This is a genomic window from Halopseudomonas sp. (assembly GCF_047631575.1).
Taxonomy (GTDB): Bacteria; Pseudomonadota; Gammaproteobacteria; order Pseudomonadales; family Pseudomonadaceae; genus Halopseudomonas.
This window is the reverse complement of record NZ_JBLIAB010000001.1, coordinates 580,441-605,175: the sequence shown is the minus strand read 5'-3', so window position 1 is coordinate 605,175 and position 24,735 is coordinate 580,441. Positions and strand designations below refer to the sequence as shown.

Annotated in this window: 25 protein-coding genes and 3 tRNA genes; 17 read left to right on the top strand and 11 right to left on the bottom strand. The window is 55.9% G+C overall.

Annotated features, from left to right (window positions below):
* The first annotated feature begins 124 nt into the window (after positions 1-124).
* Positions 125-1,594 carry an AMP nucleosidase gene (gene amn, locus ACJAXR_RS02845; RefSeq protein WP_415056723.1) on the top strand — a complete coding sequence of 490 codons (1,470 nt, stop codon included), beginning with the start codon at positions 125-127 and terminating at the stop codon, positions 1,592-1,594.
* A 12-nt stretch (positions 1,595-1,606) separates the two neighbouring features.
* Here amn and argE read toward each other — a convergent pair whose 3' ends face one another.
* The 3 genes from argE to ACJAXR_RS02830 form a co-directional block, all read right to left on the bottom strand.
* Positions 1,607-2,755 carry an acetylornithine deacetylase gene (argE, locus tag ACJAXR_RS02840; protein WP_415056722.1) on the bottom strand — a complete coding sequence of 383 codons (1,149 nt, stop codon included), beginning with the start codon at positions 2,753-2,755 and terminating at the stop codon, positions 1,607-1,609.
* A 62-nt stretch (positions 2,756-2,817) separates the two neighbouring features.
* A complete protein-coding gene (locus tag ACJAXR_RS02835) occupies positions 2,818-4,077 on the bottom strand; it encodes an inorganic phosphate transporter (protein ID WP_415056721.1) in 1,260 nt (419 codons plus the stop codon).
* Positions 4,078-4,126: 49 nt separating this feature from the next.
* Complete coding sequence (locus ACJAXR_RS02830; protein WP_415056720.1) at positions 4,127-4,804, bottom strand: TIGR00153 family protein; 678 nt, start codon at positions 4,802-4,804, stop codon at positions 4,127-4,129.
* 230 nt (positions 4,805-5,034) lie between these two features.
* On the opposite strand from ACJAXR_RS02830, the gene ACJAXR_RS02825 reads away from it, so the two are divergent.
* From ACJAXR_RS02825 to ACJAXR_RS02795, 7 genes are all read left to right on the top strand, one after another.
* A complete protein-coding gene (locus tag ACJAXR_RS02825) occupies positions 5,035-6,450 on the top strand; it encodes an inorganic triphosphatase (protein ID WP_415056719.1) in 1,416 nt (471 codons plus the stop codon).
* A gap of 41 nt (positions 6,451-6,491) precedes the next feature.
* Positions 6,492-8,282, top strand: coding sequence for a GspE/PulE family protein (locus ACJAXR_RS02820; RefSeq protein WP_415056969.1), 1,791 nt, complete (start codon positions 6,492-6,494; stop codon positions 8,280-8,282).
* Positions 8,283-8,348: 66 nt separating this feature from the next.
* Positions 8,349-9,191 carry a 23S rRNA (adenine(2030)-N(6))-methyltransferase RlmJ gene (locus tag ACJAXR_RS02815; RefSeq protein ID WP_415056718.1) on the top strand — a complete coding sequence of 281 codons (843 nt, stop codon included), beginning with the start codon at positions 8,349-8,351 and terminating at the stop codon, positions 9,189-9,191.
* Positions 9,192-9,395: 204 nt separating this feature from the next.
* Positions 9,396-9,707, top strand: a complete 312-nt coding sequence (locus ACJAXR_RS02810) for a hypothetical protein (protein ID WP_415056717.1) — start codon at positions 9,396-9,398, stop codon at positions 9,705-9,707.
* Positions 9,704-10,147 carry a hypothetical protein gene (locus ACJAXR_RS02805; protein WP_415056716.1) on the top strand — a complete coding sequence of 148 codons (444 nt, stop codon included), beginning with the start codon at positions 9,704-9,706 and terminating at the stop codon, positions 10,145-10,147. The genes ACJAXR_RS02810 and ACJAXR_RS02805 overlap by 4 nt, the downstream gene beginning before the upstream one ends.
* Positions 10,125-10,421, top strand: a complete 297-nt coding sequence (locus ACJAXR_RS02800; RefSeq protein WP_415056715.1) for a hypothetical protein — start codon at positions 10,125-10,127, stop codon at positions 10,419-10,421. The genes ACJAXR_RS02805 and ACJAXR_RS02800 overlap by 23 nt, the downstream gene beginning before the upstream one ends.
* Positions 10,418-11,608, top strand: a complete 1,191-nt coding sequence (locus ACJAXR_RS02795; RefSeq protein ID WP_415056714.1) for an AI-2E family transporter — start codon at positions 10,418-10,420, stop codon at positions 11,606-11,608. The genes ACJAXR_RS02800 and ACJAXR_RS02795 overlap by 4 nt, the downstream gene beginning before the upstream one ends.
* A gap of 3 nt (positions 11,609-11,611) precedes the next feature.
* Here ACJAXR_RS02795 and ACJAXR_RS02790 read toward each other — a convergent pair whose 3' ends face one another.
* Entirely contained in the window at positions 11,612-12,469 is an 858-nt protein-coding gene (locus ACJAXR_RS02790; RefSeq protein ID WP_415056968.1) for a DMT family transporter, read from the bottom strand.
* A 151-nt stretch (positions 12,470-12,620) separates the two neighbouring features.
* Between ACJAXR_RS02790 and ACJAXR_RS02785 the strand changes: the two genes are divergently transcribed.
* Positions 12,621-14,102 carry an HDOD domain-containing protein gene (locus tag ACJAXR_RS02785; protein ID WP_415056713.1) on the top strand — a complete coding sequence of 494 codons (1,482 nt, stop codon included), beginning with the start codon at positions 12,621-12,623 and terminating at the stop codon, positions 14,100-14,102.
* Here the strand turns inward: ACJAXR_RS02785 and msrA are convergent, their stop codons facing one another.
* From msrA to nudE, 3 genes are all read right to left on the bottom strand, one after another.
* Entirely contained in the window at positions 14,103-14,750 is a 648-nt protein-coding gene (msrA, locus tag ACJAXR_RS02780) for a peptide-methionine (S)-S-oxide reductase MsrA (RefSeq protein ID WP_415056712.1), read from the bottom strand.
* A 103-nt stretch (positions 14,751-14,853) separates the two neighbouring features.
* Positions 14,854-15,663, bottom strand: coding sequence for a 3'(2'),5'-bisphosphate nucleotidase CysQ (gene cysQ, locus ACJAXR_RS02775; protein WP_415056967.1), 810 nt, complete (start codon positions 15,661-15,663; stop codon positions 14,854-14,856).
* The gene (gene nudE, locus ACJAXR_RS02770; protein ID WP_415056711.1) at positions 15,663-16,241 is read right to left on the bottom strand and encodes an ADP compounds hydrolase NudE; all 579 of its coding nucleotides are present in this window, start codon (positions 16,239-16,241) and stop codon (positions 15,663-15,665) included. The genes cysQ and nudE overlap by 1 nt, the downstream gene beginning before the upstream one ends.
* A 70-nt stretch (positions 16,242-16,311) precedes the next feature.
* Here nudE and yrfG point away from each other — a divergent pair, with 70 nt between their 5' ends.
* Complete coding sequence (gene yrfG, locus ACJAXR_RS02765) at positions 16,312-16,974, top strand: GMP/IMP nucleotidase (RefSeq protein ID WP_415056710.1); 663 nt, start codon at positions 16,312-16,314, stop codon at positions 16,972-16,974.
* Positions 16,975-16,980: 6 nt separating this feature from the next.
* On the opposite strand, the gene rimK is transcribed toward yrfG, so the two are convergent.
* Both rimK and ACJAXR_RS02755 read right to left on the bottom strand, forming a co-directional pair.
* Positions 16,981-17,886 carry a 30S ribosomal protein S6--L-glutamate ligase gene (gene rimK / locus ACJAXR_RS02760; protein WP_415056709.1) on the bottom strand — a complete coding sequence of 302 codons (906 nt, stop codon included), beginning with the start codon at positions 17,884-17,886 and terminating at the stop codon, positions 16,981-16,983.
* A gap of 10 nt (positions 17,887-17,896) precedes the next feature.
* On the bottom strand, positions 17,897-18,367 hold the full coding sequence (locus ACJAXR_RS02755) for an ATP-dependent zinc protease (protein WP_415056708.1): 471 nt from the start codon (positions 18,365-18,367) through the stop codon (positions 17,897-17,899).
* A 96-nt stretch (positions 18,368-18,463) separates the two neighbouring features.
* Here ACJAXR_RS02755 and ACJAXR_RS02750 point away from each other — a divergent pair, with 96 nt between their 5' ends.
* From ACJAXR_RS02750 to ACJAXR_RS02725, 6 genes are all read left to right on the top strand, one after another.
* Positions 18,464-18,871, top strand: coding sequence for an RNA-binding S4 domain-containing protein (locus ACJAXR_RS02750; RefSeq protein WP_415056707.1), 408 nt, complete (start codon positions 18,464-18,466; stop codon positions 18,869-18,871).
* A 33-nt stretch (positions 18,872-18,904) separates the two neighbouring features.
* Complete coding sequence (hslO, locus tag ACJAXR_RS02745; protein WP_415056706.1) at positions 18,905-19,786, top strand: Hsp33 family molecular chaperone HslO; 882 nt, start codon at positions 18,905-18,907, stop codon at positions 19,784-19,786.
* Between the two features lie 198 nt (positions 19,787-19,984).
* Positions 19,985-21,529 (top strand): phosphoenolpyruvate carboxykinase, encoded by a 1,545-nt coding sequence (locus ACJAXR_RS02740; protein ID WP_415056705.1) that lies wholly within the window; start codon positions 19,985-19,987, stop codon positions 21,527-21,529.
* 286 nt (positions 21,530-21,815) lie between these two features.
* Positions 21,816-21,891 (top strand) — tRNA-Asn (locus ACJAXR_RS02735).
* Between the two features lie 13 nt (positions 21,892-21,904).
* Positions 21,905-21,981, top strand: a tRNA-Pro gene (locus ACJAXR_RS02730).
* A 42-nt stretch (positions 21,982-22,023) separates the two neighbouring features.
* Positions 22,024-22,099, top strand: a tRNA-Lys gene (locus ACJAXR_RS02725).
* 152 nt (positions 22,100-22,251) lie between these two features.
* Here ACJAXR_RS02725 and ACJAXR_RS02720 read toward each other — a convergent pair.
* Complete coding sequence (locus ACJAXR_RS02720; protein ID WP_415056704.1) at positions 22,252-23,574, bottom strand: NAD(P)/FAD-dependent oxidoreductase; 1,323 nt, start codon at positions 23,572-23,574, stop codon at positions 22,252-22,254.
* A 56-nt stretch (positions 23,575-23,630) separates the two neighbouring features.
* Positions 23,631-23,807, bottom strand: coding sequence for a DUF3094 family protein (locus ACJAXR_RS02715; protein WP_415056703.1), 177 nt, complete (start codon positions 23,805-23,807; stop codon positions 23,631-23,633).
* A 230-nt stretch (positions 23,808-24,037) separates the two neighbouring features.
* Here ACJAXR_RS02715 and ACJAXR_RS02710 point away from each other — a divergent pair, with 230 nt between their 5' ends.
* The gene (locus ACJAXR_RS02710) at positions 24,038-24,724 is read left to right on the top strand and encodes an energy-coupling factor ABC transporter permease (protein ID WP_415056702.1); all 687 of its coding nucleotides are present in this window, start codon (positions 24,038-24,040) and stop codon (positions 24,722-24,724) included.
* Positions 24,725-24,735: the final 11 nt, after the last annotated feature.

Below are 24,735 nucleotides of genomic sequence, written 5' to 3'. Positions count from 1 at the left end.
CATTTTAGGGACTTTGATAGACCCGCTTCAAGCGCTGATTACATGTAAGCTTCGCGCTGGTCATGACCGCGGGCTTATTTGAAGGCAAGATAGGGCCATACTGACCTGCAAGAGAGAGCCTGACGTGACTGCACAAGACCCAGAATTCATCATTGTTCACACTCCGGATGAGGCAGTCGATCGTCTGGCAGAGCTCTATAGCCAGGCTACAGAGGCATTGAGCCAGGCGTTGAGTTGTTATCTGCTGGATCGAAGTCCACCCGATGAGGCTCAATCGTGCCTGTTTCGTTATCCCGAGCTGCGACTGACCTATCGCTCACAGGGTGAGGCTGCCGCGACTGTACGCGCCTATGCCAAGGTGCAGGAGCCAGGGGTGTACCGGGTCACCGTTACCCATCCAGCGGCTTTTCGTAGCTACCTGCTTGATCAGCTCTGCCCGTTGATGCGCGACTTCACGGTGCAACTGGAGGTAGGCATAAGCGAACAGCCCATTCCCTATCCCTACGTGCTCGCGTATGAGGACCTGGCCGCGTCCGGTATTACGGCAGGTGAACTTGCCCGAGTCTTTCCCAGTACTGATCTGTCTGCGGTCACCGATAGTATTCCGGATGGCCTGTATGACTGGGAAAATACCGATCAGTTGCCGCTGGCGCTGTTCGACGCCGCACGGGTGGATTTCTCGCTTCGTCGGTTGGTTCATTACACTGGCAGTGACTGGCGCCACGTCCAACCGTGGATTTTATTGACCAACTATCATCGCTATGTCGATCAGTTCATTCGTCACGGATTGGATATGCTCGCCCAGGATTCGCGATTTGAGCGCATGGTCCTGCCTGGCAACGTGATAATAGAGCGAGGTGTGTCGGAAGAGCAGGCGCAGGCGTTGATAGCCGGTGTGCTCTGGCATCGCTACCAGATGCCGGCATATCACCTGCAGGCTGGCGAGGGCGACGGCATCACGCTGGTTAATATCGGGGTCGGACCATCCAATGCGAAAAACATTACGGATCACCTGGCGGTTCTGCGTCCGCACTGTTGGCTGATGATCGGCCACTGTGGCGGGTTGCGGCAGTCGCAGACCATCGGAGACTATGTCTTGGCCCACGCGTATATGCGCCGCGACGGGATTCTTGACAGGGTGTTGCCACCCAATATTCCGCTGCCGGCGCTGGCTGAAGTCCAGCTTGCGCTGCAAGAAGCGGCAGCTCAGATTACCGGAGACAGAGGCGATGCGTTGAAGCGCCGTCTGCGAACCGGCACGGTGCTAACCTATGACGATCGCAATTGGGAACTGCGCTGGGCACAAGAGCGTCCTTTGATCAATCAGGCGCGGGCGATTGCGGTGGACATGGAAAGTGGCACCATCGCCGCACAGGGGTATCGACTAAGGGTGCCCTATGGAACCTTGCTCTGCGTATCCGATAAGCCGTTGCACAGCGAGATCAAGTTGCCTGGCGCTGCCGGTGCCTTTTATGAAAAGGCGGTTACGCAGCATCTGCATATCGGCATCGCCGCGCTGGATCTGCTGCGCAGCCAGTTGAATGCGCTGCATTCGCGCAAGCTGCGCAGTTTCGACGAGCCGCCGTTTCGTTAACACTGATATGTCTCAGGCCAGGCAGAACTGTTCGATCAGGCCGCGCAGGATCTGGACGGTCGGATCTATGCGGTCCATCTCTAGGTATTCATCGGGTTGGTGGGCCTGGTCGATATCGCCCGGGCCTAGGATCAACGTCTGCATGCCGAGGCGGTTGAGGTAGGGGCCTTCGGTCGCAAAAGCGACGCTGCCGGCGGTGTAGCCGGTGAGTTTTTCACACGCCTTGACAATCGCGGTATCGGCTGCGGTCTCGAATGGAGGTACCCCGGGGAACAGTGGATTGTAGGTTATATCCACGGCCTGCTCAGCGGCGATAATCTTCAACTGTGCCCTGATATCGGCCCGCAGTGCGTCGGGATCCATGCCCGGTAGCGGGCGGATATCGAACTCCAGCGCACATTTGCCACAAATGCGGTTGGGATTGTCACCACCATGAATGCAGCCCAGGTTCATCGTCGGCACGGGTACGCCGAACAATGGATCATTCCAGCGTTTCTGCCACTGCGCGCGCATCGTCAGCAGATCGCCGATCACCCGATGCATGGCTTCCATCGCATTGCTGCCCAGCGAAGGGTCGGAGGAGTGCCCGGCCTGGCCGATGATGTCGATACGCTCCATCATGATGCCTTTATGCACTCTGACCGGTTTAAGCCCGGTAGGCTCACCGATAACGGCATAACGGGCGTTTGAAAGATCACTTGCAGCCAATGCCTGGGCGCCACTCATGGAGCTTTCTTCGTCAGCGGTGGCGAGAATGATCAAAGGGTGCTTAAACGGATGGTTGGCATACTCTTTGAGCGCTTCGATGATCAAGGCAAAAAAGCTCTTCATGTCGCAACTACCTAGGCCGTACCAGCGCCCATCCGCTTCGGTCAGCTTGAATGGATCGTGTTGCCATAATTCCGGATCGCAGGGCACGGTATCAGTGTGCCCCGCCAGTACCAGCCCCCCGGGACCGGAGCCCAAAGTGGCGATCAGATTCGCTTTGTCTGGTGCGTTGGGGATTGTCTGGATCTGACATTTAAAGCCCAGTTCTTCAAGCCATGTGGCGAGCAGATGGATAACACCCAGGTTGGACTGATCGAGATTCGGCTGGCTGCAGCTGATCGACTGGGTTTGGAGCAGAGCGTCGAACTGCGCCCTGAGAGAGGGAATGGCCATAGAAACTCCTGGCAGAATAAGCTGACAAATTTAGATCAGCATAGCCCGCCAGGGTGTCAGCGTCAGCCGAAAATGGCCCGTAGGATAAAGAAAAACACAATTGATAGCCCAGCGCCGGCTGGCAGGGTTATCAGCCATGAACTGAAGATCGTGCCGATCACTCGCAGGTTCAAGGCGCCAATGCCGCGTGCGATACCTACCCCCAGGACCGCACCAACCAGAGTGTGAGTAGTGGAAATCGGCAGGCCAATGCCAGATGCACCCACTACCGTGATGGCGGTGGCCAATTCAGCCGCAAAGCCGCGGCTGGGGGTTAGTTCGGTAATATGCCGGCCAATGGTGGCAATCACTCGGTAACCATAGGTCGCCAGGCCGACAACGATGCCTATACCCCCCAAAAGCAATACCCAGCCAGGCACGACGGAGTTGCTAGCGACTTCACCGCCGCTTTGCAGCACGCCGACGATTGCTGCCAGCGGACCTACCGCGTTGGCAACATCGTTGGAGCCGTGGGCGAAGGCCATGGCGCAGGCAGTAAAGATCATCAATACGGCAAAGATCTTTTCCACGCTGGCGAAATGATAATCCTTGTCTGCCTCTGGATCGGCTTTGACCCGGGTAATCAGGACAACGCCCAGCGCGGTGATCAGCAGGCCGACCGCTACCGCGAGACCGAAGCTCTGCAATGGGCTCAGGTCCAGGCCAACGTGCTTCAAGCCCTTGGTAACTGTCATCAGGGTGACGAAAAAACCCACCGCGAACATATAGAAAGGAACGTACTTTTTAGCGTTTTCGAAAGGTTTTTCAGTATCCAGGATCAGCTTGTGTACGCTCATGAACACCAGGAAAGCGACGAAACCAGACAGTGTTGGCGAGATAACCCAGCTGGCAACAATAGGTGCCACCCCACCCCAGTTCACCGCATCCATGGATACGCCAACCGCGCCAAAGCCGATTACCGCGCCAATAATGGAGTGAGTGGTAGAGACAGGCCAGCCTTTCATGGAGGCTATAAATAGCCAGGTGCCAGCAGCCAGCAAGGAAGCCAGCATGCCGAAAATCATTTGCTCTGGACTGATCATGTCCGATTTGAGAATGCCGCTGCGAATAGTCTGAGTAACCGAGCCGCCGGCGAGATAGGCGCCAAGAAATTCAAAGACAATAGCGATCAGAATCGCCTGCTTGATTGTCAGGGCGCGAGAGCCGACCGAGGTGCCCATGGCATTGGCGACGTCATTCGCGCCAATGCCCCAGGCCATGAAAAAACCGAAAAGACAGGCCAGTATCAGCAGGATGGTGCCGTATTCTGCAATCAGGGTCATGGTGACGATACTCTGTTTGGGTGCATTTTGAAGCGATTAGAGCTGGCCACTAGCGGGCCATTAATTGTTCCAGGCGATTGCCTACGCGTTGGGCTCGGTCTGCCACATCGCCAATCCATTCGATGATCTGATACAGGAACATCACGTTTACCGGTGGCAGATCTTCCTCCAGTTTGTACAGGTCTGCGCGCAGTTTGATTTGCAGGGTGTCGGTATCATGCTCGATGCGGTCAAGCTCTTCGATCAGGTTCTCGACCAGCGTTACTTCACGGCCGGAAAAACCGGTTGCAAGCAGCTCATCAAGTTCGTCCATGGCTCGCAAAGCCTGGGACGCTGCATCAATCGAACGCTGAACAAAAGCCTGAAATGCCGGGCGTATGGGCGCCGGAATCTCCATCTTCCTGCCAAGCATCAGACCAGCTATATCCTTGGCGCGATTGGCTACTTTGTCCTGTACACTGAGCAGTTCGAGCAAATCAGAACGGGGTACCGGCAGGAACAGGCTCTTGGGCAAATGCACGCGGACATCTTTTTTAAGCTTGTCAGCATCGCGTTCAAGCTGCGAAATATGCAGTTGGAGGCGCTCGGCTTCAGTCCAGTCATTGGCGACGACAGCGTCCATGAACGGCCCCAACTGGGCAGCGCACTCATGTGCCTTGGCCATGTGTTGTTGCATCGGGCCGATCGGCGAGCGACCAAAAAGGCTAAGAAAGGGATTGCTTGGCATGAGGCCTCCGAAGTGTGTTTGCCGCAGGATTATAGGTGTTGATCCTCTGATCGTCATCAAACAGACGCGAGATCGTCATCTAAGTGCAACAATTGGGCTTCTTCAGCATCCCGGTGCGCCCTCGTCCTGACACGACACAACAGTATCTGCTACGTCAGTATTCGAAATCCGAGCCCGCGTTTGCGCGTAGGGTTTGATACGGTGAATTTTCAAAGACAAGAGACAACCAGATGGTTAAAGAAACCGAGATCAAATTGCGCGCCACGCCCGATACGCTTGCGGCCTTGCGCACTCACCCCCTGCTGGAGTCGCGTCGACTGGGCGAATGGCAGACCGGGCCGCTGCTCAATCAATATTTTGATACGCCAGCCCGGGATCTTGCCGGTGCGAAGGTGGCGTTGCGGCTGCGACGTGACGGCGACCAGTTCATCCAGACACTGAAAAGCCGTGGTCAGAGCGTATCGGGTTTGTCCGAGCGAAATGAATGGGACTGGTATCCAGATAAAGCCGAACTGGATATTAGCTTGCTGGATGACAGTTGCTGGCCGCAAGCATTGGCAGGCATGGATAAGAGAACGTTGCAGCCCCTGTTTACCACCGACTTTCAGCGCACCAAGGTGTTGCTGAAGTGGGAGCATACAACGGCAGGCAGTGTTGAGGTGATAGAAGTCGAGGCCGCGCTGGATCACGGTAAGGTGATTGCGGGCGACCGTGAAGAGATCATCTGCGAGCTGGAGCTGGAGATTCGACAGGGTCCGGCGGTGGCACTCCTCGAACTGGCGCTTGCACTCGCGGAAGATATGCCGCTGATGCCCTGTGACATCAGCAAGGCCGAGCGCGGTTATCGCTTGTTTGACCCGGCTAGCTATGATTTGCGTGTGGCTGCGCCATTGTGGCGAGCCGAGTCGACGGTGGATGAGGTGATCGCGGGTTCTGCTCGCCAGTTGCTTGGCCAGAGTCAGCGGTTTGCCGAGCAGTATCGCTATTCAAGTCAGTGGCGTCTGTTTCGCGAGATGACGACTAGCCTTGCAGCCTTGCGGGCCTCCTTCACTGTCTTCGATTTGGCCCTCCCCAAGTCGAGCGCTCAGCCCTTTACTCGGCCCTTGGATGCTCTGATTGAGCGTTTTCGGCCATTGGTACTCGCGGGCTGGGCGGACGACGACAGTGGACGCAATGTGCGTGATCAGGCGCCTGATGTCTTCGCCGAATCAGTGGCTGTCCCCGCTTGGGGACAGCTGTTTATCGGGCTGGCACTGTGGCTGGAACAGTCTGGCTGGAAGCAGAAGCGGCCGCCCAAGGGTGACCGGATTGGCGCTCTGGCCTTGACGCGCTGGCTCTTGGCTGCAGTCGTCAAGGAAGTCCAGGAACTCAAGGTGCCGCACCACAACGACTCGGACGCCGCCATTCATGAATGGATGGATCAACAGCCGCGGCTCGGGCGACTGTATTATTTGTTATCGCAGTTTCGTGGATTTCTTCCGGTACCTGAACCCGACCGCCTGTTTGGCGAGCTGAACAAACTTCAGGCACTGCTTGAGCAATATCCTTCGGTCGATGATGAACAGCGACCCCTGTTGCTGGACGCGCTGCGGCGGCAGGGTCAACGGTTGCGCAAGCTCAATGCCTGGCGCGAATTGAACGCCTGAGCACCGGGCTACAACTTGAGACAGGAGGATGCGTGGAAAAGTTGAAGCAATTGGCGATACCCGGTAGCGATCGCCCGCTGGATCTCGGTGATATCCTCGCTGTGCTGGTCGCCCAGGGGCGCCTGAAAATCGACACCGCAGAGCAGTTAAGTATGCTCAGGCGTTCCTCGACTGGCGAGACCGCCAAACTGCATCCGCTGGAATTCATTGCTGGGCAGGTGCCGGACGATGTCTCGCGTCCAGGTAAAGTTCTCGACATGGAGACGTTGGCACGCTGGCTTGCAGGCGAGGCAGAGCAGCCGTTCTACCGCATTGATCCGCTGAAGATTAACGTGGCAGCGGTGACGCCGCTGATGTCCTTTGCCTTTGCCCAGCGTCATCGCATCCTGGCACTCGAAGTCAATGAACGCGAGGTCGTTGTGGCCAGCGCGCAGCCTTTCGTCAGCAGTTGGGAAGCCAACCTGGTTCACGTGCTCAAGCGTGAAATCCGCCGCGTGGTGGCGAGTCCCGCAGACATCCAGCGTTATTCCGTCGAGTTCTTTCGTCTAGCCCGTTCGGTGACTGGGGCCAACGCCACTGACCAGAAAAGCAGTGCCGTGGGTAACTTCGAACAGTTGCTTAACCTCGGTAGTATGGGTCAGGAGCCCGATGCCAACGACGCTCATGTGGTCAACATTGTCGACTGGCTATTTCAATATGCGTTCGATCAGCGCGCGAGCGATATTCACATTGAGCCGAGACGTGAAGCAGGCAGCGTGCGGCTGCGGATTGATGGCGTGTTGCACACCGCGTATCAGTTTCCTCTGCAGGTGTCAGTCGCGGTGGTCAGCCGGCTGAAAACACTGGGGCGGATGAATGTTGCCGAGAAGCGCAAACCGCAGGATGGTCGGATCAAGACCAAGTCGCCCCAGGGTAACGAGATAGAATTGCGGCTCTCGACACTGCCGACGGCATTCGGCGAAAAAATGGTCATGCGAATATTCGATCCGGATGTGTTGCTCCGCGGCTTCGATCAGCTGGGATTTTCAGCGGATGATCAGCGGCGCTGGCAAACGATGGTGGGACAGCCAAACGGCATTGTTTTAGTGACAGGCCCTACGGGATCGGGTAAGACCACCACGCTGTACACAACGCTTAAGCAGCTGGCTACTCCGGAAGTGAATGTCTGCACTATTGAAGACCCGATCGAAATGGTCGAGGACAGCTTCAATCAAATGCAGGTCCAGCATAATATCGATCTGGATTTCGCGGGCGGCGTGCGTGCCCTGATGCGCCAGGATCCGGACATTATCATGGTCGGTGAAATCCGTGACCTTGAAACGGCAGAGATGGCGATTCAGGCGGCATTGACTGGTCACCTTGTGCTCTCGACCTTACATACCAACGATGCGCCCAGCTCAATCAGTCGCCTGATCGAGCTGGGCGTGCCGGCCTACCTGATCAGAGCCACTGTCCTGGGCGTCATGGCTCAACGTCTGGTGCGGACCCTATGCCCGCATTGTAAAGCCCCTGCTGAAGTGGATGAGCAGGCCTGGAACGAGCTGACCAAACCCTGGAACGCGCCTTTGCCAACGCGTGCTCATCGCCCGGTTGGCTGCCCGCAATGCCGTGAAACCGGCTATCGTGGACGCGCCGGAGTCTACGAGTTAATGACACTCAGTGATGCGCTCAAGCCGCTGGTGCAGGCCGATATCGATCTGAACGCGTTGCGTCGCCAAGCGTACAAGGAAGGGATGCACAGTTTGAGACTGTCGGGTGCGCAGAAAGTGGCGGCCGGTGAAACAACTATTGAAGAGGTGTTGCGGGTAACCCCTAGCAGCCAACAGGCCTGAAGGGTTCTCGCGGCCGCGCTATTGAATGCGTAGAATGCGTCGCAATCAAGCTCAGGGGTCTATCCGATGAACTACCGCCATAGCTACCATGCCGGAAACCACGCCGACGTGTTCAAGCATGCCGTCTTGCTGCGAATGTCGCAGATCATGCAGCGTAAGGAAACACCCTATTGTTATCTGGACAGCCACGCAGGCACGGCGCTGTATGACTTGCAAGGTGAGGCGTCTGGCAAAACAGGCGAATACCTGGATGGAATAGACCGCTTATGGGGTCAGACGGATTTGCCTCCTCTGCTGGCCGAGTATGTCGATGTTGTGCTCAGGCAGAACACCAATAGCGAACTTCGATTTTACCCCGGCTCTCCGCAACTGATCGGCGACGGTTTGCGGGCGCAGGACCGGATGATTCTCAGTGAACTGCACCCCGATGACGCAGCTACGTTACGTGATCATTTTGCCACCGACCCGCGGGTGGCGGTGCACCAGCGTGATGGCTACGAGTTAGCCAAGGCCTTCCTGCCAGTGGCGGAAAAGCGTGCTCTCTGGCTGCTGGATCCGCCATTCGAGCGTACAGACGATCTCGAGCGTTGCCTGGCTTCTATGCAGATAGCTATTCAGAGAATGCGTCAGACGGTGATCGCGCTCTGGTACCCAATCAAGGATGAGCGTCTGCTACGCGAGTTCTATCGGCAGGTCGCGACGGCGGGGATGCCAAAGGTTCTGCGTGTGGAGCTCAACGTGCGACCGGTCGATACCTCTCTGGGGCTTAACGGGTCGGGCCTCATGCTGGTCAACCCGCCCTGGCCACTATGGCAGGAGCTTGAACAGACGTTGCCCTGGCTGGCCAGCCGGTTGGCTCGGCCGGGTGGTGGCGGCTGGCGCCTGGACTGGCTCGCTGGTGGGCCCTGAAAGCCCTTGCAGCATATTCGTTGTGCTGGCAAAGCCGGCGCTCTTGGCTATGATGTATTAAAACTTAGCAGGCGTGGTGACTGGCGTCTGTGGAATAGAAAGGCAATCTGTGGTGGAACATGCGCTGCTTTGCACTGTCCAAAAATGGGTCCGGCTTCAAGCCGGGTGAGTTTTTTTAGGACATCAACGTTAAGGAGCTCGAACATGGCTGAAGCAAAAAAAGACACGTCTGTAGCCGCTAATACCACGGTAAACGCCGAGAGGGATGCCGGCAAGGAAGCAGTGATGGCCGCCTATAGCAATTTGATGGAAGCCAAGGACCATTTCAAACACGCAGCCGAAGCTGCAGGTCTGGACTTGAAGCATGAGGCCTCTGACCATTACTCGAAAGGCAAAGCCAAGGCTAGCGAACTGAGTAGTCAGGCCACTGGCTACATCCACGAGAAGCCGCTGGCCAGTCTCGGCATCGCCTTTGCAGCAGGCTTCCTTATCTCACAGCTGTACAGCAAGAAATGAGTGATATCCCAGGCGAAACCAACCTCAATAGTGGCGACCCTGGGAGAAGCCCCGAGACAGGGCAAGATGAAATCCAGGCGTGGGCGGACTGGTTTAGTCATGCCGTCTCGGCTGGAGGCGATCTGGCGAATCTTGCAACAATGGAGCTACGCCTGGCGCTGGGCGATACCGGACGAATTGTAGCGCTTGTCCTGGTAGCTGTGCCGTTGTTGTTGCTTGCCTGGATAGGTTTCTCTGTGCTGGTTGCGTGGCTATTGTTTCTGCCGACTCTATCGGTTGTCGCCGCAATAAGTGCCTTTCTAGTTGTGCAATTGATTCCGCTCGGGGTGATTTGGTGGAGTATCAAGCGTTACGGCAAAAGTTGGTCCTTTACAGCTACTCGTGACCATATTAGGGCTTTCAAGGAGGGTGCAGAGCGTGCCGCGAAAACAACTGATTAAGCGCATTCGCCAACTCGACGGTGAACTTTCCCTCGAACAAAGTCTGCTCAAGCTGAGTGGGCGTGAGCGTGTAGCGTCGTTGCGGGGCTTGTCCCCATGGCTTCTGATAGGCGCCGGCGTTCTTGGTGGTGCCTTGCTGGGTACCTTGATGGGCAGTAATGGTAGATCGAAACTGGCCTCAGCGGGCGTGACAGGAATGCAAATGTGGCGGCTCAAGAACCTGCTGTCATTAGCTGGCGGAGTAGGTGCAGGTCCGGGAGTAGACCCCGCTTGATCGCCGAAGACGGAGGAAAACGACTGGAGCCTTCCCAGACAACAATCGATGGCATTCCCACCAAGCGTAAGTCGACACTGTTGGTGTTGCTATTCTGGTTGCTGGCTTTAGCCCTTCTCTACACACTTTATTTTGCCAAGTCGCTATTGATGCCGCTGGTAGTGGCGCTGCTTTTTGCCCTGCTACTGAGCCCGTTGGTAGCGATCATGAAGCGGTTATATATACCCAGAACGCTTTCTGCAATTCTGATTATATGTGCGATCGGAGGTCCGTTCACCCTGTTGGCGATCGAGCTCGCCGAGCCCGCACATAAATGGGCTAAGCAGTTGCCTGAGCTTTCCGAGCGCCTGACCGATCAGTTGGATGACCTGACCGGAACAGCCGCGCCAGTTCGAGTTCAGGCGACCGCCCAGCAGGAAGATTCCGGAGGCTTTGCTTTTTTCGGATTGTTCAATAAAAAAGAAGTAAAAGCCACGCCGTCGGCGCCTGTACAGTCCTCGACGGGTGACGGGGAAAGCGTGGGCGAGCGCGTCAAACAGGGTGGTATGGAGTTGATGGTCGCGATCTTGGCAGCGACGCCGGTAGTGATTGCGCAACTGATAACGTGCGTGATCCTGATTCTGTTCCTGCTTATCTTCGGGCCGCGGCTGTTCAATGCCTATATTTATATATTCGTGACGCCGGATTTCCGCGAGCAGCGGCTCGAGCTGGTAGGCGCCATCCAGCACGAGCTTTCACGTTATATTGTCACTGTCAGCTTCATCAATGCCTGTCTGGGTCTGACAACCGGGTTGGCGCTCTGGCTGGTGGGCGTGGAAGATGCGCTCTTATGGGGTGTGTTGGTCGGTTTGCTGAATTTTGCTCCTTATGTAGGGCCTATATTCGGTATGGCTATGCTGTGTCTGGCGGGACTGGCTCAATATGGGCCTGTGCTGCTGGCGGCGCTTCCTGTTATGGTTTATTTCTCGATCAACCTGATTGAAGCGCAGTTCGTCACGCCATTGGTACTGGGCCGAAACATGCGTCTCAATCCGCTCATTCTGATTGTCTGGTTATTTATCTGGGGCTGGCTCTGGGGTGCGGTCGGAGTCTTGATTGCGGTACCATTGCTGGTATGCATAAAGCTAGCATTTAGCAAGTTGCAGATATCCGAGCGATGGGTTCGGTTGATTGAAACGCGCGCATAGCGGCTACGCTGGCTTTGGTGCGCGTTCTACCAGAGCCAGTGCCGACACGATGAGCAGGCCGCCAAAGAGCATTGGCAATGTCGGTTGTTCGGCAAACAGGTACCAGGCAAACAGGATGCCGTAGACCGGTTCCAGTGCGAAGAACAACGACGCTGCGCGGGCCCTCAGTACTTGCAGGCTGGCGACGAACAGACCGTGGGCTAGACCCGTACAGAGCAAGCCCAGCAAAGCAATCCAAAGCCAGTCCAACGGCGCCATTTGCCCGACCGCGCTGAGTGTAAACGGCAACAAGCACGTCAGGATTACCAGATTTTGCCAACACGCCACCTGCACTGGATGCAAATGACCTGCTGTATAGCGATTTCCTACCGATGCCCCTGCGAAGCACAATCCCGACAATAACGCCCAAAGCAGGCCCGCTGTAGTCTGATTGCCCAGATCAAACTCAGGTGTGACGAGCACCAGCCCAACGCAGATCAATATCACTTTCAGAAGATCCATGCGGCTGGTGGATTCCCGCCACATCAACCATTCCAGTATCACGACGAAGGCTGGAAAGCTGGCAAAGCCGAGTGTAGCGATGCCCACTCCGGCGATTTTAACGGCGTGAAAGAAGCTAAGCCAGTGAACGCCAAGCAGGAGTCCACATGCCGATAATTGCATAAGCCGTGTAAGGTTCATGTCGCGCAAGATAGGTGAGCTGAAAATGCGTGCGAATGCCAGCAGTGCTAACGCTGCGAAAAAGGCTCTGCCCAACACGATTGCCACCGGTCCAGCCTCAGTCAGTTTGCCAAAGATACCGGTCAGACCAAACATCAGCGCAGCAACATGCATGCTGGCAATTGCCCGGCGCCTGTTCATGTGCATAGGGTGTCCTGTGAGCGAAGGGGGATTTAGCGGCGCAGTCTAACCAGTCCATCCGCGCCAGCCAATCTGTGATCTGTTGCAGTTCCGCCTGGCAGTGATGGGATGTTACATTGACATTACCTTGAAGTATTTCAGGAGCTTAAGATTGAGCGATGATATACATGGCCTAGCGCAATGGACTGCCCGCCTGAATAACGCCGAATTGCCCGCGATGGCGGTGGTAGTACATGATTTGCTCCGCCTTTCCCAGTCGCAAACGGCGTCTGTCAGGCAGTTGGCAGAAGTGTTGTTGCGCGATGCTTCGCTAACCTCCAAAGTGCTTCGAGTTAGCAACAGTGTTTATTGTAATCCCGGGCGTGAGGTGATCCGCACGATTTCTCGTGCGGTGGTGGTGATCGGGTTTGATCAGGTCAGAATGATCGGTCTGTCGGTCAGCCTGCTCGATGGTTTGCTCAAGGACTCCCCACGCGAGCAACTGCAATCGCTACTCGCGCGGTCTTTCCACGGTGCGATGCAGGCCCGCAATCTCGCTGACTACCGTGCGTTAAATGAAAAAGAGGAAATATTCATAGCGACGCTCTTGCGCCACCTGGGTGAAATGGCATTTTGGAGCCATGGAGGTAAGCAGGCAGACCTGCTCGCTAACGCTCTTGCTGTAACGGGTGTCGACCGTGAAAAGACGGTCAAGCGGATTGTCGGCGTTAGCTTTGATCAGCTCACTTTTGGTCTGCTCAAGACTTGGAATATGGGTGAGATAGGCCAGCTGGTCCAAGCCAGTTATTCGTCTTCAGGGCCGGCTGCCCGGGCGGTTACGCTCGGCTCGGCGATCGCTGATGCCGCTTGCGATGGCTGGGCGGGAGAGGCGATCCAGGCCTTGCTTGATCCGATCGCAGAGTTGACTGGAACCACGCCTGAAGAAGCCATGCAACAGATCCTGGCAAGTGCCGACGAAGCGGTGCGGGTTGCAGGCACCTGCTCCAATGCCGATATGGGTGCTTGGATTCCACGAACTGACGATTTGCCGCTGGATCTGTCGGCGTTACTAAAAATGGATGCGGTGCCTGCGCAGTCGGCAAGGACGGCTGTCCAAGAGCCGCTGCTAAAGCCCAATCTAGAGATGTTCAAGCTGTCCGTCCAGAATATGGTGCTGATGACCAAAAGTCCGATCAATATTGATAACACACTAACCGGCGTCATTAATGGGTTACATTTGGGTGCGGGGCTGGAGCGCGTCATGCTTGCCGTGCTGGCAGACAATCAGACCTGTTTTCGCGCGCGTCGGGTTGCCGGCAAGGGTACCCAGAGCTGGACTCAGGAGTTCAATTTGCCCTGTGCGACCGACGCTCAGCATATTTTCAGCTATGCATTGCAGAACAATGAGGTGCTATGGATGGGAACTGCCAGTAGCAGTGGGTTGCAGGATCTGGTGACTGCCGATATGGAAAGCTGGCTTGGGGCTGGGCCGTTTTTCATTGCGCCGGTCATGGCAGGCACTAAACGCATAGGGGTGCTTTACGGCGACATGCGCCTTTCTGGGCGAACACTGACCAATACGCAGTTTGCTGCTTTCAAGCGCCTCACTGAACTCACAGGGCAGTGTCTGCAAGCGCTCAGTCGGCGCGGTTGATCAATACCCTGGTAGGCAGACTCCGGTCCCCGCGAGATTGCAGTACCCGCCTGGATTCTTGTGCAGATATTGCTGATGATAGGGCTCGGCGTAATAGAACGTTGGCGCTGTGCGTATTTCAGTGGTGACCGGTTGCTTGCCCGCTTGCATCAGCAAGTCAGAGTAGGTGGCTTTGCTAACTTCCGCTGCAGCCTGATGCGCTGGGCTGGAAACGTAGATACCGGAACGGTACTGAGTACCTATATCGTTGCCCTGTCGCATGCCCTGGCTTGGGTCGTGATTCTCCCAAAAAGTTTTCAGCAGCTCTTCAAAACTTACTTCATTGGGATCGAATACCACTAGCACTACTTCATTGTGTCCGGTCATGCCCGAACACACTTCCTCGTAGGATGGATTGGGCGTTAGACCCCCGCAATAACCCACTGCTGTGGTATGAACGCCCGGTATCTTCCAGAACAGGCGTTCTACGCCCCAAAAGCAGCCCATGCCGAAAATACCCTGTTGCATACCCGCCGGGAAAGGTGAATGCAGCGACGTACCAAGCACAGTGTGGGTCTGAGTTGTCGCCATCGGCTGGGTCCGTCCGGGTAAAGCTTGCTCGGCGGTAGGCAGGTGCATTTTATCTTCGGGTATGCGGCGGGAAAACATGAGTGCCTCCAGACGGGGTTGGCTAACTGAGTGAAAAACTAATCCTATGGTGCTCCGCGAAGCACCTGACTGTCCAGCGGCCGTATCGTTGCGGTATGTGTCTTTACTGCCCGCCCAGTTGGAGGGCAGCCAGCAGTTCTGGTGATAATTGACCTGCCGCAACGAAGTGGGGATTCAACCAGCTTTCGCGCTGTGGATAGTTGAATCGCTCTCCCGTTAGCCCCAGCACTTGGCCGCCTGCACCCTCTAAAATGGCCTGAGCCGCCGCAGTATCCCACTGGCTGGTGGGTGCGAAGCGAGGGTAGAGGTCGGCATTACCTTCGGCTAGCAGGCAGAACTTGAGGGAGCTGCCAATATTGACCAGTTCGATGTCTTGCACGGACTTCAATCGGCTGAGCAAGGCTTCCTGTTCCGGGCTTGTATGTCTGCGGCTGGCAACGACAGTCAGGCGCTCAGCGGCCTTGCGGCACCGTATGGGACTGGCCTGGCCATTGCCTATTCGGCGCCAAGCTCCGAGCGTCTGGCCGCCCCAATAGATGGCATCGCGAGCTGGCACTGCAACCACGCCGAAACTGACCTGGCCCTGCTCGATCAAGGCAATGTTGACAGTGAACTCCTCAGTGCCATCGATGAACTCCTTGGTGCCGTCCAGCGGATCGACCAGCCAGAACCGCTGCCAGCCTTGTCTGTTAGCCAGGGGTATCTCAGCATCTTCTTCGGATAGTACCGGGATATCCGGAGTCAGCTCGTTAAGTCCAGCCAGAATCATGTGGTGGGCTGCCAGATCCGCAGCAGTGACGGGCGAAGCGTCGGCCTTGGCGATCACTTCTGGCGCCTGACGCCACCATTTGAGCGTTAATGCACCTGCGCGTATGGTTAATGCCAAAAGTGCCTCGGTATCGATTGGCAGCATCATTTATTTAGCTCTCGGTGCAGTTCTCCGCGTTGCTCGAGTACATCGCGGACCAGATACAAGGCAGCCAGCGCGCGGCCTTCGGTAAAATCATCCCTCGCAGCGAGCTCGCTTAGCTCGTACAGGTCCACAGTTTCCACGCGCATGGGCTCTGGCTCATCGCCGGGTAGACGTTTTTCATACAGATCGCGGGCCAGAACCACGGCGATCTGCTGGCTCATGTAATTGGGCGACAGTGATAAGTGGGTCATGTATTCCAGACGCCGGGCACCAAAGCCTGCTTCTTCCATCAGCTCGCGATTGGCCGCATCGAGTACATCCTCGCCGGGCTCTACTAGTCCCTTGGGGACAGACATTTGGTAATTATCCATGCCGCCGCAGTATTCTTCGATCAACAGCACCCGGCGCGCGTCCTGCATGGCCACGACCATGACCGCGCCGTAGCCCTGGCTGCGGTTGACCAGGCGTTCGTAGGTGCGCTCGACGCCGTTGCTAAAGCGCAGTTGCACCTGCTCGACAGTAAATAGTCGGCTTTTGGCGACAATGCGTGCCTCGAGGGTTTCGGGCTTGTTTGGCATGTTGGCTCCGTGGTTAACAGCGGGTTGCTTGGGTATCATAGCGGCACACGTCGCTAAAGCCCAACCGCCCATGATCAACTGGAATGACATCGATACCGTGCTGCTGGATATGGATGGCACGCTACTGGACCTGCATTTTGATAATCACTTCTGGGTGGAATATCTGCCCCGGCGTTATGCCGATCATCATGGACAGTCCTTAGCCTGGGCGAAGAATGAAATCTATCCCTTGATGAAAGCAAAGCAGGGACAGCTGGACTGGTACTGTCTGGATTTCTGGACCCGCGAGCTGGATATGCCGATTGTCGAGCTCAAGCGGGAAGTCGCGCATCTGATCAGCCTGAGACCTGACGCTGATGTCTTTCTGCGCGCCCTCCAGGACAGTGGGCGAGATGTTATTTTGATCACCAACGCCCATCGCGATTCATTGTCGCTCAAACTCGAGCGTATAGAGCTGCGCACCTATTTTCAAAGGCTGATCAGCTCTCACGATTTTGGTTTTCCCAAGGAGGCCCGCGCATTTTGGGATGCACTTCAGCGCGAAGTGCCCTTTGATCCGCAGCGAACTCTGTTTATCGATGACAGTCTCGGCATCCTGCGCGCTGCCCGGGATTATGGTATTGAGCATTTGCTTGCGGTACGCCAGCCCGATAGTCGTGGGGCCCAGCGTGACACAGAGGAGTTTGACGCTGTAGAAGACTACCGCGCGTTGGCGGCAGCCTGCGAGCGATGAGGCAGGTTAGCCCTTGCCCTTGGTTCGGGTCTGATTAGGCTTGGCGTTCTTTTCGATGTATTCGATGATCAAGCCAGCGATATTGCGTCCGGTGGTCGACTCGATACCTTCCAGGCCGGGGGATGAGTTGACCTCCATCACTACAGGCCCATGATTTGAGCGCAGAATATCGACGCCCGCCACATTAAGACCCATCACCTTGGCTGCGCGTACTGCAGTCATCCGTTCTTCGGGGGTGATCTTGATCAGACTGGCACTGCCACCACGGTGCAGGTTGGAGCGAAATTCGCCCGGTTTGGCCTGACGCTTCATCGCTGCGATCACCTTGTCGCCGACTACCAGACAGCGGATATCAGCGCCGCCGGCTTCCTTGATATATTCCTGCACCATGATGTTGGCTTTCAGTCCCATGAACGCTTCGAGTACTGACTCTGCTGCCTGTGAAGTTTCACACATGACAACGCCGATGCCCTGAGTGCCCTCCAGCAGCTTGATCACTAGCGGAGCGCCGCCGACCATGCTGATCAGATCCGGGATGTCGTCGGGGGAATGGGCAAAGCCGGTGACCGGCAGGCCAACCCCTTTGCGCGCAAGCAGTTGCAAGGAGCGTAGCTTATCGCGCGAGCGTGTGATGGCGACGGATTCATTGAGCGGGAACACACCCATCATTTCGAACTGGCGTAAAACTGCCGCGCCATAGAATGTTACCGATGCGCCAATGCGCGGAATGATGGCGTCGAATCCTTCCAGTACCTCGCCTTTGTAATGGATGGCTGGTTTGTGACTGGCGATGTTCATGTAGGCACGCAAGGTGTCGATGACACGCACCTCATGGCCGCGCTCGCGAGCCGCTTCGACCAGGCGCCGGGTGGAGTAGAGGTTGGCGTTGCGCGACAATACCGCAATCTTCATGGTGGTTCCTTCAGGATTCGACGGCGAACAAAGAGGTTAAGGGTTTTTCTTGTACAAAACGGCGGCCGGGATCAATTACCAGCTCGCCCTGCAGCATCGCAGTGCAGCCCATCAGCACCCGGTAGCGCATAGCCTTACGACACGTCAGGGTAAAAAAGACTGACCAGCAACGATCGCCTAGTACCAGCGGCGTGCGGATGACATGGCGTTCCTGCATATGGCCGTTGGAGCTGCGAATGCTTTTGTATTCCACTAGAACCGCTTCGCAGCGATGGGTGCGTTGCTTTTTCTGGCTACCTACATGCGCGTTGAAACGTACCCAGGTTTCGCCGTGACGTTCAAACGTCTCGATATCGCTGGCGTGCAGCGCCGAGGTCTTTGCCCCAGTATCGATTTTCGCCATGATCTGGTCGATGCCCAGCTCGGGCAGGCCAATCCACTCGCGCAATCCGATGACGTTAAGGTGGTCAAATGTTTTCACGCTGACGGCTCCTGGTGCAGGGTGCGCGCATCATGGGGCAAGTCATGGGCGACGACAAGCCTGATACACTCGGCTCGAAACAGGAGTACAGACGCTATGGGCGATGATAGCAAGGTGCGGTTGGATAAATGGCTCTGGGCTGCACGATTTTTCAAGACCAGAGGGCTGGCCAAGGCGGCGATTGAGGGCGGCAAGGTGCAATGCCGTGGGGATCGTTGTAAGGCCAGCAAAGAACCGAAAGTGGGCGATGAGCTGCAGATTCGTCAGGGCTTTGAACAGCGTAGCGTTGTTTTACAGGTGTTGAGCGGCCAGCGGCGGAGCGCCGTCGAAGCGCAATTGCTTTACGCGGAGACAGCAGACAGCATTCGTCTGCGCGAAGAAGCCGCTGCCAAACGCAAAGCTATGGGTGCCGGCTTGTTGATCAGCGAGCATCGCCCGACCAAGAAGCAGCGTCGACAGATTCATCGGTTCCGCAATGCACGGAATTCACCGGATGAGGTTTGAGGGCGTATAATCGCTTTTTGTCGGAGGTTGATTATGGCATTTCAAGATACTAGCCAGCGTTTTCTTTTTGAAAATGTTGATGTGCGCGGTGAGTTGGTCGCGCTCGATACCAGTTACCGCGAAGTCCTGGCCAAGCATGATTATCCTGAGCCTGTTCGCGAGCTGCTTGGCGAGATGCTCGCCGCTGCGGTGCTACTGTCCACTACTATTAAGTTCGATGGTTTGCTGATCCTGCAGGCGAGTTCATCCGGTCCGATTTCTACGCTGATGGTCGAGTGTGCCAGCGACCAGGCGGTCCGTGGTATTGCCCGTTACAGTGAAGCTATTGCCGGCAACAGTCTTGCTGACCTGATGCCGGATGGGATTCTCGCTATCACAGTCGATCCCGAGGAGGGACAGCGGTATCAGGGGATCGTCGCGTTGGATGGCAGCACCCTGGCGGAAAGTCTTAATGGGTATTTTCAAAACTCAGAGCAGTTACCGACCCGGTTCCGTCTTCAGGCAGATGGTCGCACCGCCCGCGGGCTTTTGCTGCAGGCGTTGCCGGCGGATCGTCAGCGCGACTCTGAGCAGCGTGCGGCGACTTGGGAGCATCTAAATATACTGGCCGATACGCTTAGTGCTGAAGAGTTGCTCTCGCTGGATAATCAGACAGTCTTGCATCGGTTGTTCCATGAGGAGGATGTACGCCTGTTCGATCCTCGCGCAGCACGCTTTGAATGCAGCTGCTCAGCGGAACGATCCGGCAATGCATTGATCAGTCTGGGGCATGATGATGCATTGGCCCTGCTGTCTGAGCAAAATGGCGAGATTGAAATAGACTGCCAGTTTTGCAATACGCGTTATTTGTTTGATCGAGTGCGCCTTGAAGACCTGTTTCGCATCGCCCAGGATCACGCCAAGCGGCTGCATTGAGCTTGCGGAGGGTTGTTTTATGCGGATAGTGAATAGCTATCGCTGTGATGCATAAGTTGTGGTGATCAGGTTTAGCGCACATGCTTTTTTTTTGGCATAATAAAGCGCCTGCGCGCTGACCTGGCGTACATATATAGTTAAGACTGATTTGTCGGTCTTATGGAGATTTCGGCCTACGCCGAACGAGGATGATGTTTGATGACGCACAGTATCCATACGGTTTATACCGACCTGAGTATTCCACATCTCGTAGAGCTGGCTATTCAGCGCAGCGAAGGTCAGTTGGCAGACAACGGCGCGCTTGTGGTTAAGACGGGTGAGCGTACTGGTCGTTCGCCGATGGACAGGTTCATTGTCGAGGAGCCGTCAACGCGTGATTCGATCGCCTGGGGCCCAATTAATCGGCCGTTTTCAGCCGACAAATTCGATGCTTTGTGGAAGCGCGTGGCACGTTATCTGGCTGAGCGCACCAGCTTTGTATCCCATGTGCACGTCGGGGCCGATCCGGCTCATTATCTGCCTGTTGTGATGGCTACTGAAACAGCTTGGCACAACCACTTTGGTCGCACACTGTTCATCAATCCGGAAGCATTCAATCCTGCTGCCAAGGATCGTTGGCACGTCATCAACGCACCTCACTTTGTTTGCGAGCCTGAGCGCGATGGCACCAACAGTGATGGCTGCGTGATTATTAACTTCGCTGAGCGCAAAGTGTTGCTGGCCGGCATGCAGTATGCGGGCGAGATGAAGAAAGCGATGTTTTCGGTTCAGAATTTCCTGCTTCCGGCAAAGGATGTTCTGCCGATGCACTGTGCCGCCAACGTCGGTGACGAGGGCGATACAACGCTGTTTTTTGGTCTGTCCGGCACGGGCAAGACGACCCTTTCAGCTGATCCGGCGCGCAATCTGATTGGTGATGATGAGCACGGCTGGGCCACCGGTAGCGTGTTCAATATCGAAGGCGGTTGCTACGCAAAATGCATTGATCTGTCGGAAAAGAATGAGCCGGTTATCTGGAAGGCTATCAAGTTCGGCTCAATCATCGAGAACGTGGTGATCGATCCGCAATCGCGTATCGCCGATTATGCCAATGTCAGCCTGACGCAGAATACCCGCGTCGCCTACCCGCTCGAGCACGTCGAGAAGCGCGTAGTGGCTAATCGCGCCGGCGAGCCAAATGCGATTATTTTTCTGACCTGTGATCTGACAGGCGTATTGCCCCCGGTTTCGATTCTCAATAACGAGCAGGCGGCCTACCACTTCCTCTCCGGTTATACGGCTCTGGTTGGATCGACCGAGATGGGTTCCGGGGACGGCATCAAGTCGACCTTTTCTACCTGCTTCGGTGCGCCTTTCTTTCCGCGGCCGGCAGGTGAGTATGCCGAACTCCTGATCAAACGCATCAATGCGTTTGGCAGCAAGGTATACCTGGTCAATACTGGCTGGACCGGGGGTAGCTACGGCACCGGCAAGCGTTTCAGTATTCCGACTACTCGCGCGATTATTGCTGCAGTCCAGTCCGGTGCTCTGATTGGTACCGAGACTGAGCATTTGCCAGTGATCAATTTGGATGTCCCGACCTTGGTACCGGGTGTCGACACAGGTCTGCTGAATCCACGTAATACTTGGACCGATCCGGCCGAGTACGACGCTGCGGCTCAGGCGTTGGCCGAGTTATTTGTCGACAACTTCAAGAAGTTTGACGTGACTCCCGAAATCGTTCAGGCAGGACCGCAGCTCTAAGCACTTTAGCGCCACAAAGCAGCGTAAAGCAAAGCCCGCCATTGGCGGGCTTTTTTATGGCCTCAAGGCACGCTCAGGCAGTCTTATGTACCATCTTCAGGTCTTGCACTACGCCTTTGTGCCGGTACTCGGGGGTTGGGTGCGGTTTTCGACAGCTTATTTGGCAAGATAGTGTCTGCGACCGCATTTTTGGGGTTGACAGTCTGACTGCGCCCGGTAAAATGGCGCGCCTTGGCAGGGGATATGTAACGACAGTTACCGCCGCTGCTGAGATGTTTTAGGTAATTCCGCGATAGCTCAGTTGGTAGAGCAAATGACTGTTAATCATTGGGTCCCAGGTTCGAGTCCTGGTCGCGGAGCCATCTAAAATCGGATCGGGGTATAGCGCAGCCTGGTAGCGCGCCTGCTTTGGGAGCAGGATGTCGAGAGTTCGAATCCCTCTACCCCGACCACTTTTTTTATGGATGTGTCGTTCGACATGTCCTTTGAGCATGGGGTCGTTAGCTCAGCTGGTAGAGCAGTTGGCTTTTAACCAATTGGTCGTAGGTTCGAATCCTACACGACCCACCACTCAACTGCTGACATCCCACTAAATTTATACCACCGCCCGGACTTCGGCCCGCAACGCAGCGGTGCTTATTCCTTTGTCTGTTATTTCTGTAGCGCGGATGTAAGCGCTGGTGGTTGCGCTTACATCCGCTACCGGCTTTGGGTGGGAGTTGTTAATGCAGCTTGAGTCTGGGGGCAGTGCTGCTTCCGATCCGGTCACTGAGCATCAGCAACAGTGTTCGGGGTATTCCGTACAACGCCATCTGATGCATCCGATATAGCGAGGCGTAGAAAAGTCGTGCTAGCTTCCCTTCGAGCATGACACTGCCGGTCAGGTTGCCCATCAAATTGCCTACGGCACTGAAGCTTGAGAGAGAGATAAGTGACCCGTAATCTCGATAGACGTATTCCTGCAGCGGCTTGCCTTCGATTACGCGTTTAAGATTCTTGGCTAGCAGCGTGGCCTGCTGGTGCGCAGCCTGAGCACGCGGTGGGACAAATTGTCCGTCTTCACCGGATGGGCACGCAGCGCAATCACCAAATGCAAATACCCGCGAGTCCAGGGTGGTTTGTAGTGTGGTGTATACCGCAAGCTGATTGATCCTATTTGTTTCCAGTCCAAGGGTGCCGAGAAAAGCCGGTGCGCGTATGCCTGCTGCCCACACTTTCAGTGATGCGGAGATGTGCTTGCCGTTTGCGAGCATGAGACCCTCTGCTGTGACCGCCTTGACCGGTGAGCCGGTGTGCAAATGCACGCCGAGGCTTTGTAGTGTGTCGGTAACCGGCTTGCTGATACGCTCAGGTAACGCGGGGAGAACCCGTGCGCTGGCTTCGACCAGATTGATATGCAGATCTTCAGGACGAATCCGGTCCAGGCCGTAAGCCTGAAGAAGTAACGCAGCGTGGTGCAGTTCAGCGGCCAGTTCGACCCCTGTTGCGCCGGCGCCAATGATGGCCACATTGATCTTCTCGCTGATCTGCCCCTCGCTGCTGGCCTGCGCTTTCATGTATTGGTTAAGCAGCAAACGATGGAAGCGTTCTGCCTGCTCTCGGGTATCAAGAAACAGACAGTGCTCCGCCGCGCCGCTAGTATTAAAGTCATTGGTATTGCTGCCTACTGCCATCACCAGATAGTCGTAGGCGATCTCGCGCGGCGGGATCAACTCATCGCCACTGTCGTCCTGGATCGCGCTTAGTTGGATAATCTGACGCTCGCGATCGATGCCATGCATGGCACCCAACTGAAAATGGAAGTAGTTCCATTTTGCCTGCACCACATAATTAAGCTCGTCGCCGCTGGAGTTCAACGATCCAGCCGCGACCTCGTGTAGCAGGGGCTTCCAGATATGCGTCATGTTGGTATCTATCAGGGTGATGCGTGCTTTCTTGCGTTTGCCCAGGCTGCGCCCAAGGTGGGTGGCAAGCTCAAGCCCTCCTGCGCCGCCGCCCACGATCAGGATGCGAGGTAAAGACTCTGGTGATGCTACATACGACATGATGAAGACTCGACTGAAAGAATTGTTCCGGGTCGGTCAAGCTTAGGCCGTGCAGGTTATACCAATACCAGTGAGGCGAGCATACGCGCGAGCAGACCCATGCAGATGACAGATCCGAGAATGACTCCGAGCAGTAGCCAGACATTGAAAGGTTTGCGTTCTACCCGGTTTTCCGGTTGATTGAGATACGCGTCAACGCGTTTCTGGTCTTCGGGGTAGAGGCGGCTGGACATGCGGGTACCTTTGGCATGGAGGCAGCGCTGGGCTGCGGTGATGGCTTGACCTGGTTGAATACTATTCTAGACCCCCGAGCCGGATATTGCACCAGACTCATTTCGACCATGAGGCGTGGATGTGTATCCACCGACGGGCGAGTATTTCAGCGTGTTAGCGCGCCCGCGTTAGCAATGAGAATGACGTGTGCCGGTGCTATGCTCAGCGTGTTCATTAACGAGGTGTATCTATGCTTGCAGCCAGTCTGTTGACCCCGTTGCAGTTGGTGCTCGGCGCAGTACTGTTTAGCGTAGCAGCGCTGTGGTCGCTGGCACGCGTGTCCTGGATTGAGTTGTTGGCTGATGATCGTCGACAGCATCTTTTTTATGGCAGCATCTTTGTGCTTTTCGTGCTCTGGCTGGTGCGCCGGGACTTCGATAACGGCATTACCCTGCATTTCCTCGGCCTGACCGCTGTCACCTTACTTCTAAATTGGCCGCTCGCTATTGTGGCAGGCAGTCTGGCCCAGCTTGCTCTGGTGCTGCTGGGCCTGGATGACGCGGAAGCGTTCGGCGTCAACGGGATTTTACGGGTTCTTATACCCGTACTTGTTACGCTTGTGATCAGCCGTAGTCTGGAAAGGATGAAGCCACGTAACCTATTTACGTACATCTTTATCAGCGGTTTTTTTGCAGCGGCTATGGCGGTGGTGGCGACCGTGCTGGGAGGGATGGGTTTGCTTGCATGGTCTGGACAGCTTGCGATGTCGGCCAGCATGACGGACACGTTTGGTTATCTTCTTCTGGTGGCCTTCCCCGAAGCCTTTATCAACGGTACTGCAATCAGTGCGCTAGTGGTTTTTTGCCCCGACTGGCTCGACACATTTGATACGGATCGTTACTTGCAGGAGCCGTTTGATAAAGACGGCCGATCCTGAGCCAGATCAAT

Excerpts from the sequence above, each read along its gene's own strand:
- ACJAXR_RS02805 (WP_415056716.1), top strand. The coding sequence starts at position 9,704 with ATGAGTGATATCCCAGGCGAAACCAACCTCAATAGTGGCGACCCTGGG.
- yrfG (WP_415056710.1), top strand. The coding sequence starts at position 16,312 with ATGATCAACTGGAATGACATCGATACCGTGCTGCTGGATATGGATGGC.
- hslO (WP_415056706.1), top strand. The coding sequence starts at position 18,905 with ATGGCATTTCAAGATACTAGCCAGCGTTTTCTTTTTGAAAATGTTGAT.
- msrA (WP_415056712.1), bottom strand. The coding sequence starts at position 14,750 with ATGTTTTCCCGCCGCATACCCGAAGATAAAATGCACCTGCCTACCGCC.
- argE (WP_415056722.1), bottom strand. The coding sequence starts at position 2,755 with ATGGCCATTCCCTCTCTCAGGGCGCAGTTCGACGCTCTGCTCCAAACC.
- ACJAXR_RS02740 (WP_415056705.1), top strand. The coding sequence starts at position 19,985 with ATGACGCACAGTATCCATACGGTTTATACCGACCTGAGTATTCCACAT.
- cysQ (WP_415056967.1), bottom strand. The coding sequence starts at position 15,663 with ATGCTGCCAATCGATACCGAGGCACTTTTGGCATTAACCATACGCGCA.
- ACJAXR_RS02790 (WP_415056968.1), bottom strand. The coding sequence starts at position 12,469 with ATGAACAGGCGCCGGGCAATTGCCAGCATGCATGTTGCTGCGCTGATG.
- ACJAXR_RS02835 (WP_415056721.1), bottom strand. The coding sequence starts at position 4,077 with ATGACCCTGATTGCAGAATACGGCACCATCCTGCTGATACTGGCCTGT.
- ACJAXR_RS02830 (WP_415056720.1), bottom strand. The coding sequence starts at position 4,804 with ATGCCAAGCAATCCCTTTCTTAGCCTTTTTGGTCGCTCGCCGATCGGC.
- ACJAXR_RS02710 (WP_415056702.1), top strand. The coding sequence starts at position 24,038 with ATGCTTGCAGCCAGTCTGTTGACCCCGTTGCAGTTGGTGCTCGGCGCA.
- ACJAXR_RS02815 (WP_415056718.1), top strand. The coding sequence starts at position 8,349 with ATGAACTACCGCCATAGCTACCATGCCGGAAACCACGCCGACGTGTTC.
- ACJAXR_RS02720 (WP_415056704.1), bottom strand. The coding sequence starts at position 23,574 with ATGTCGTATGTAGCATCACCAGAGTCTTTACCTCGCATCCTGATCGTG.
- ACJAXR_RS02825 (WP_415056719.1), top strand. The coding sequence starts at position 5,035 with ATGGTTAAAGAAACCGAGATCAAATTGCGCGCCACGCCCGATACGCTT.
- ACJAXR_RS02750 (WP_415056707.1), top strand. The coding sequence starts at position 18,464 with ATGGGCGATGATAGCAAGGTGCGGTTGGATAAATGGCTCTGGGCTGCA.
- nudE (WP_415056711.1), bottom strand. The coding sequence starts at position 16,241 with ATGCCAAACAAGCCCGAAACCCTCGAGGCACGCATTGTCGCCAAAAGC.
- rimK (WP_415056709.1), bottom strand. The coding sequence starts at position 17,886 with ATGAAGATTGCGGTATTGTCGCGCAACGCCAACCTCTACTCCACCCGG.
- ACJAXR_RS02715 (WP_415056703.1), bottom strand. The coding sequence starts at position 23,807 with ATGTCCAGCCGCCTCTACCCCGAAGACCAGAAACGCGTTGACGCGTAT.
- ACJAXR_RS02810 (WP_415056717.1), top strand. The coding sequence starts at position 9,396 with ATGGCTGAAGCAAAAAAAGACACGTCTGTAGCCGCTAATACCACGGTA.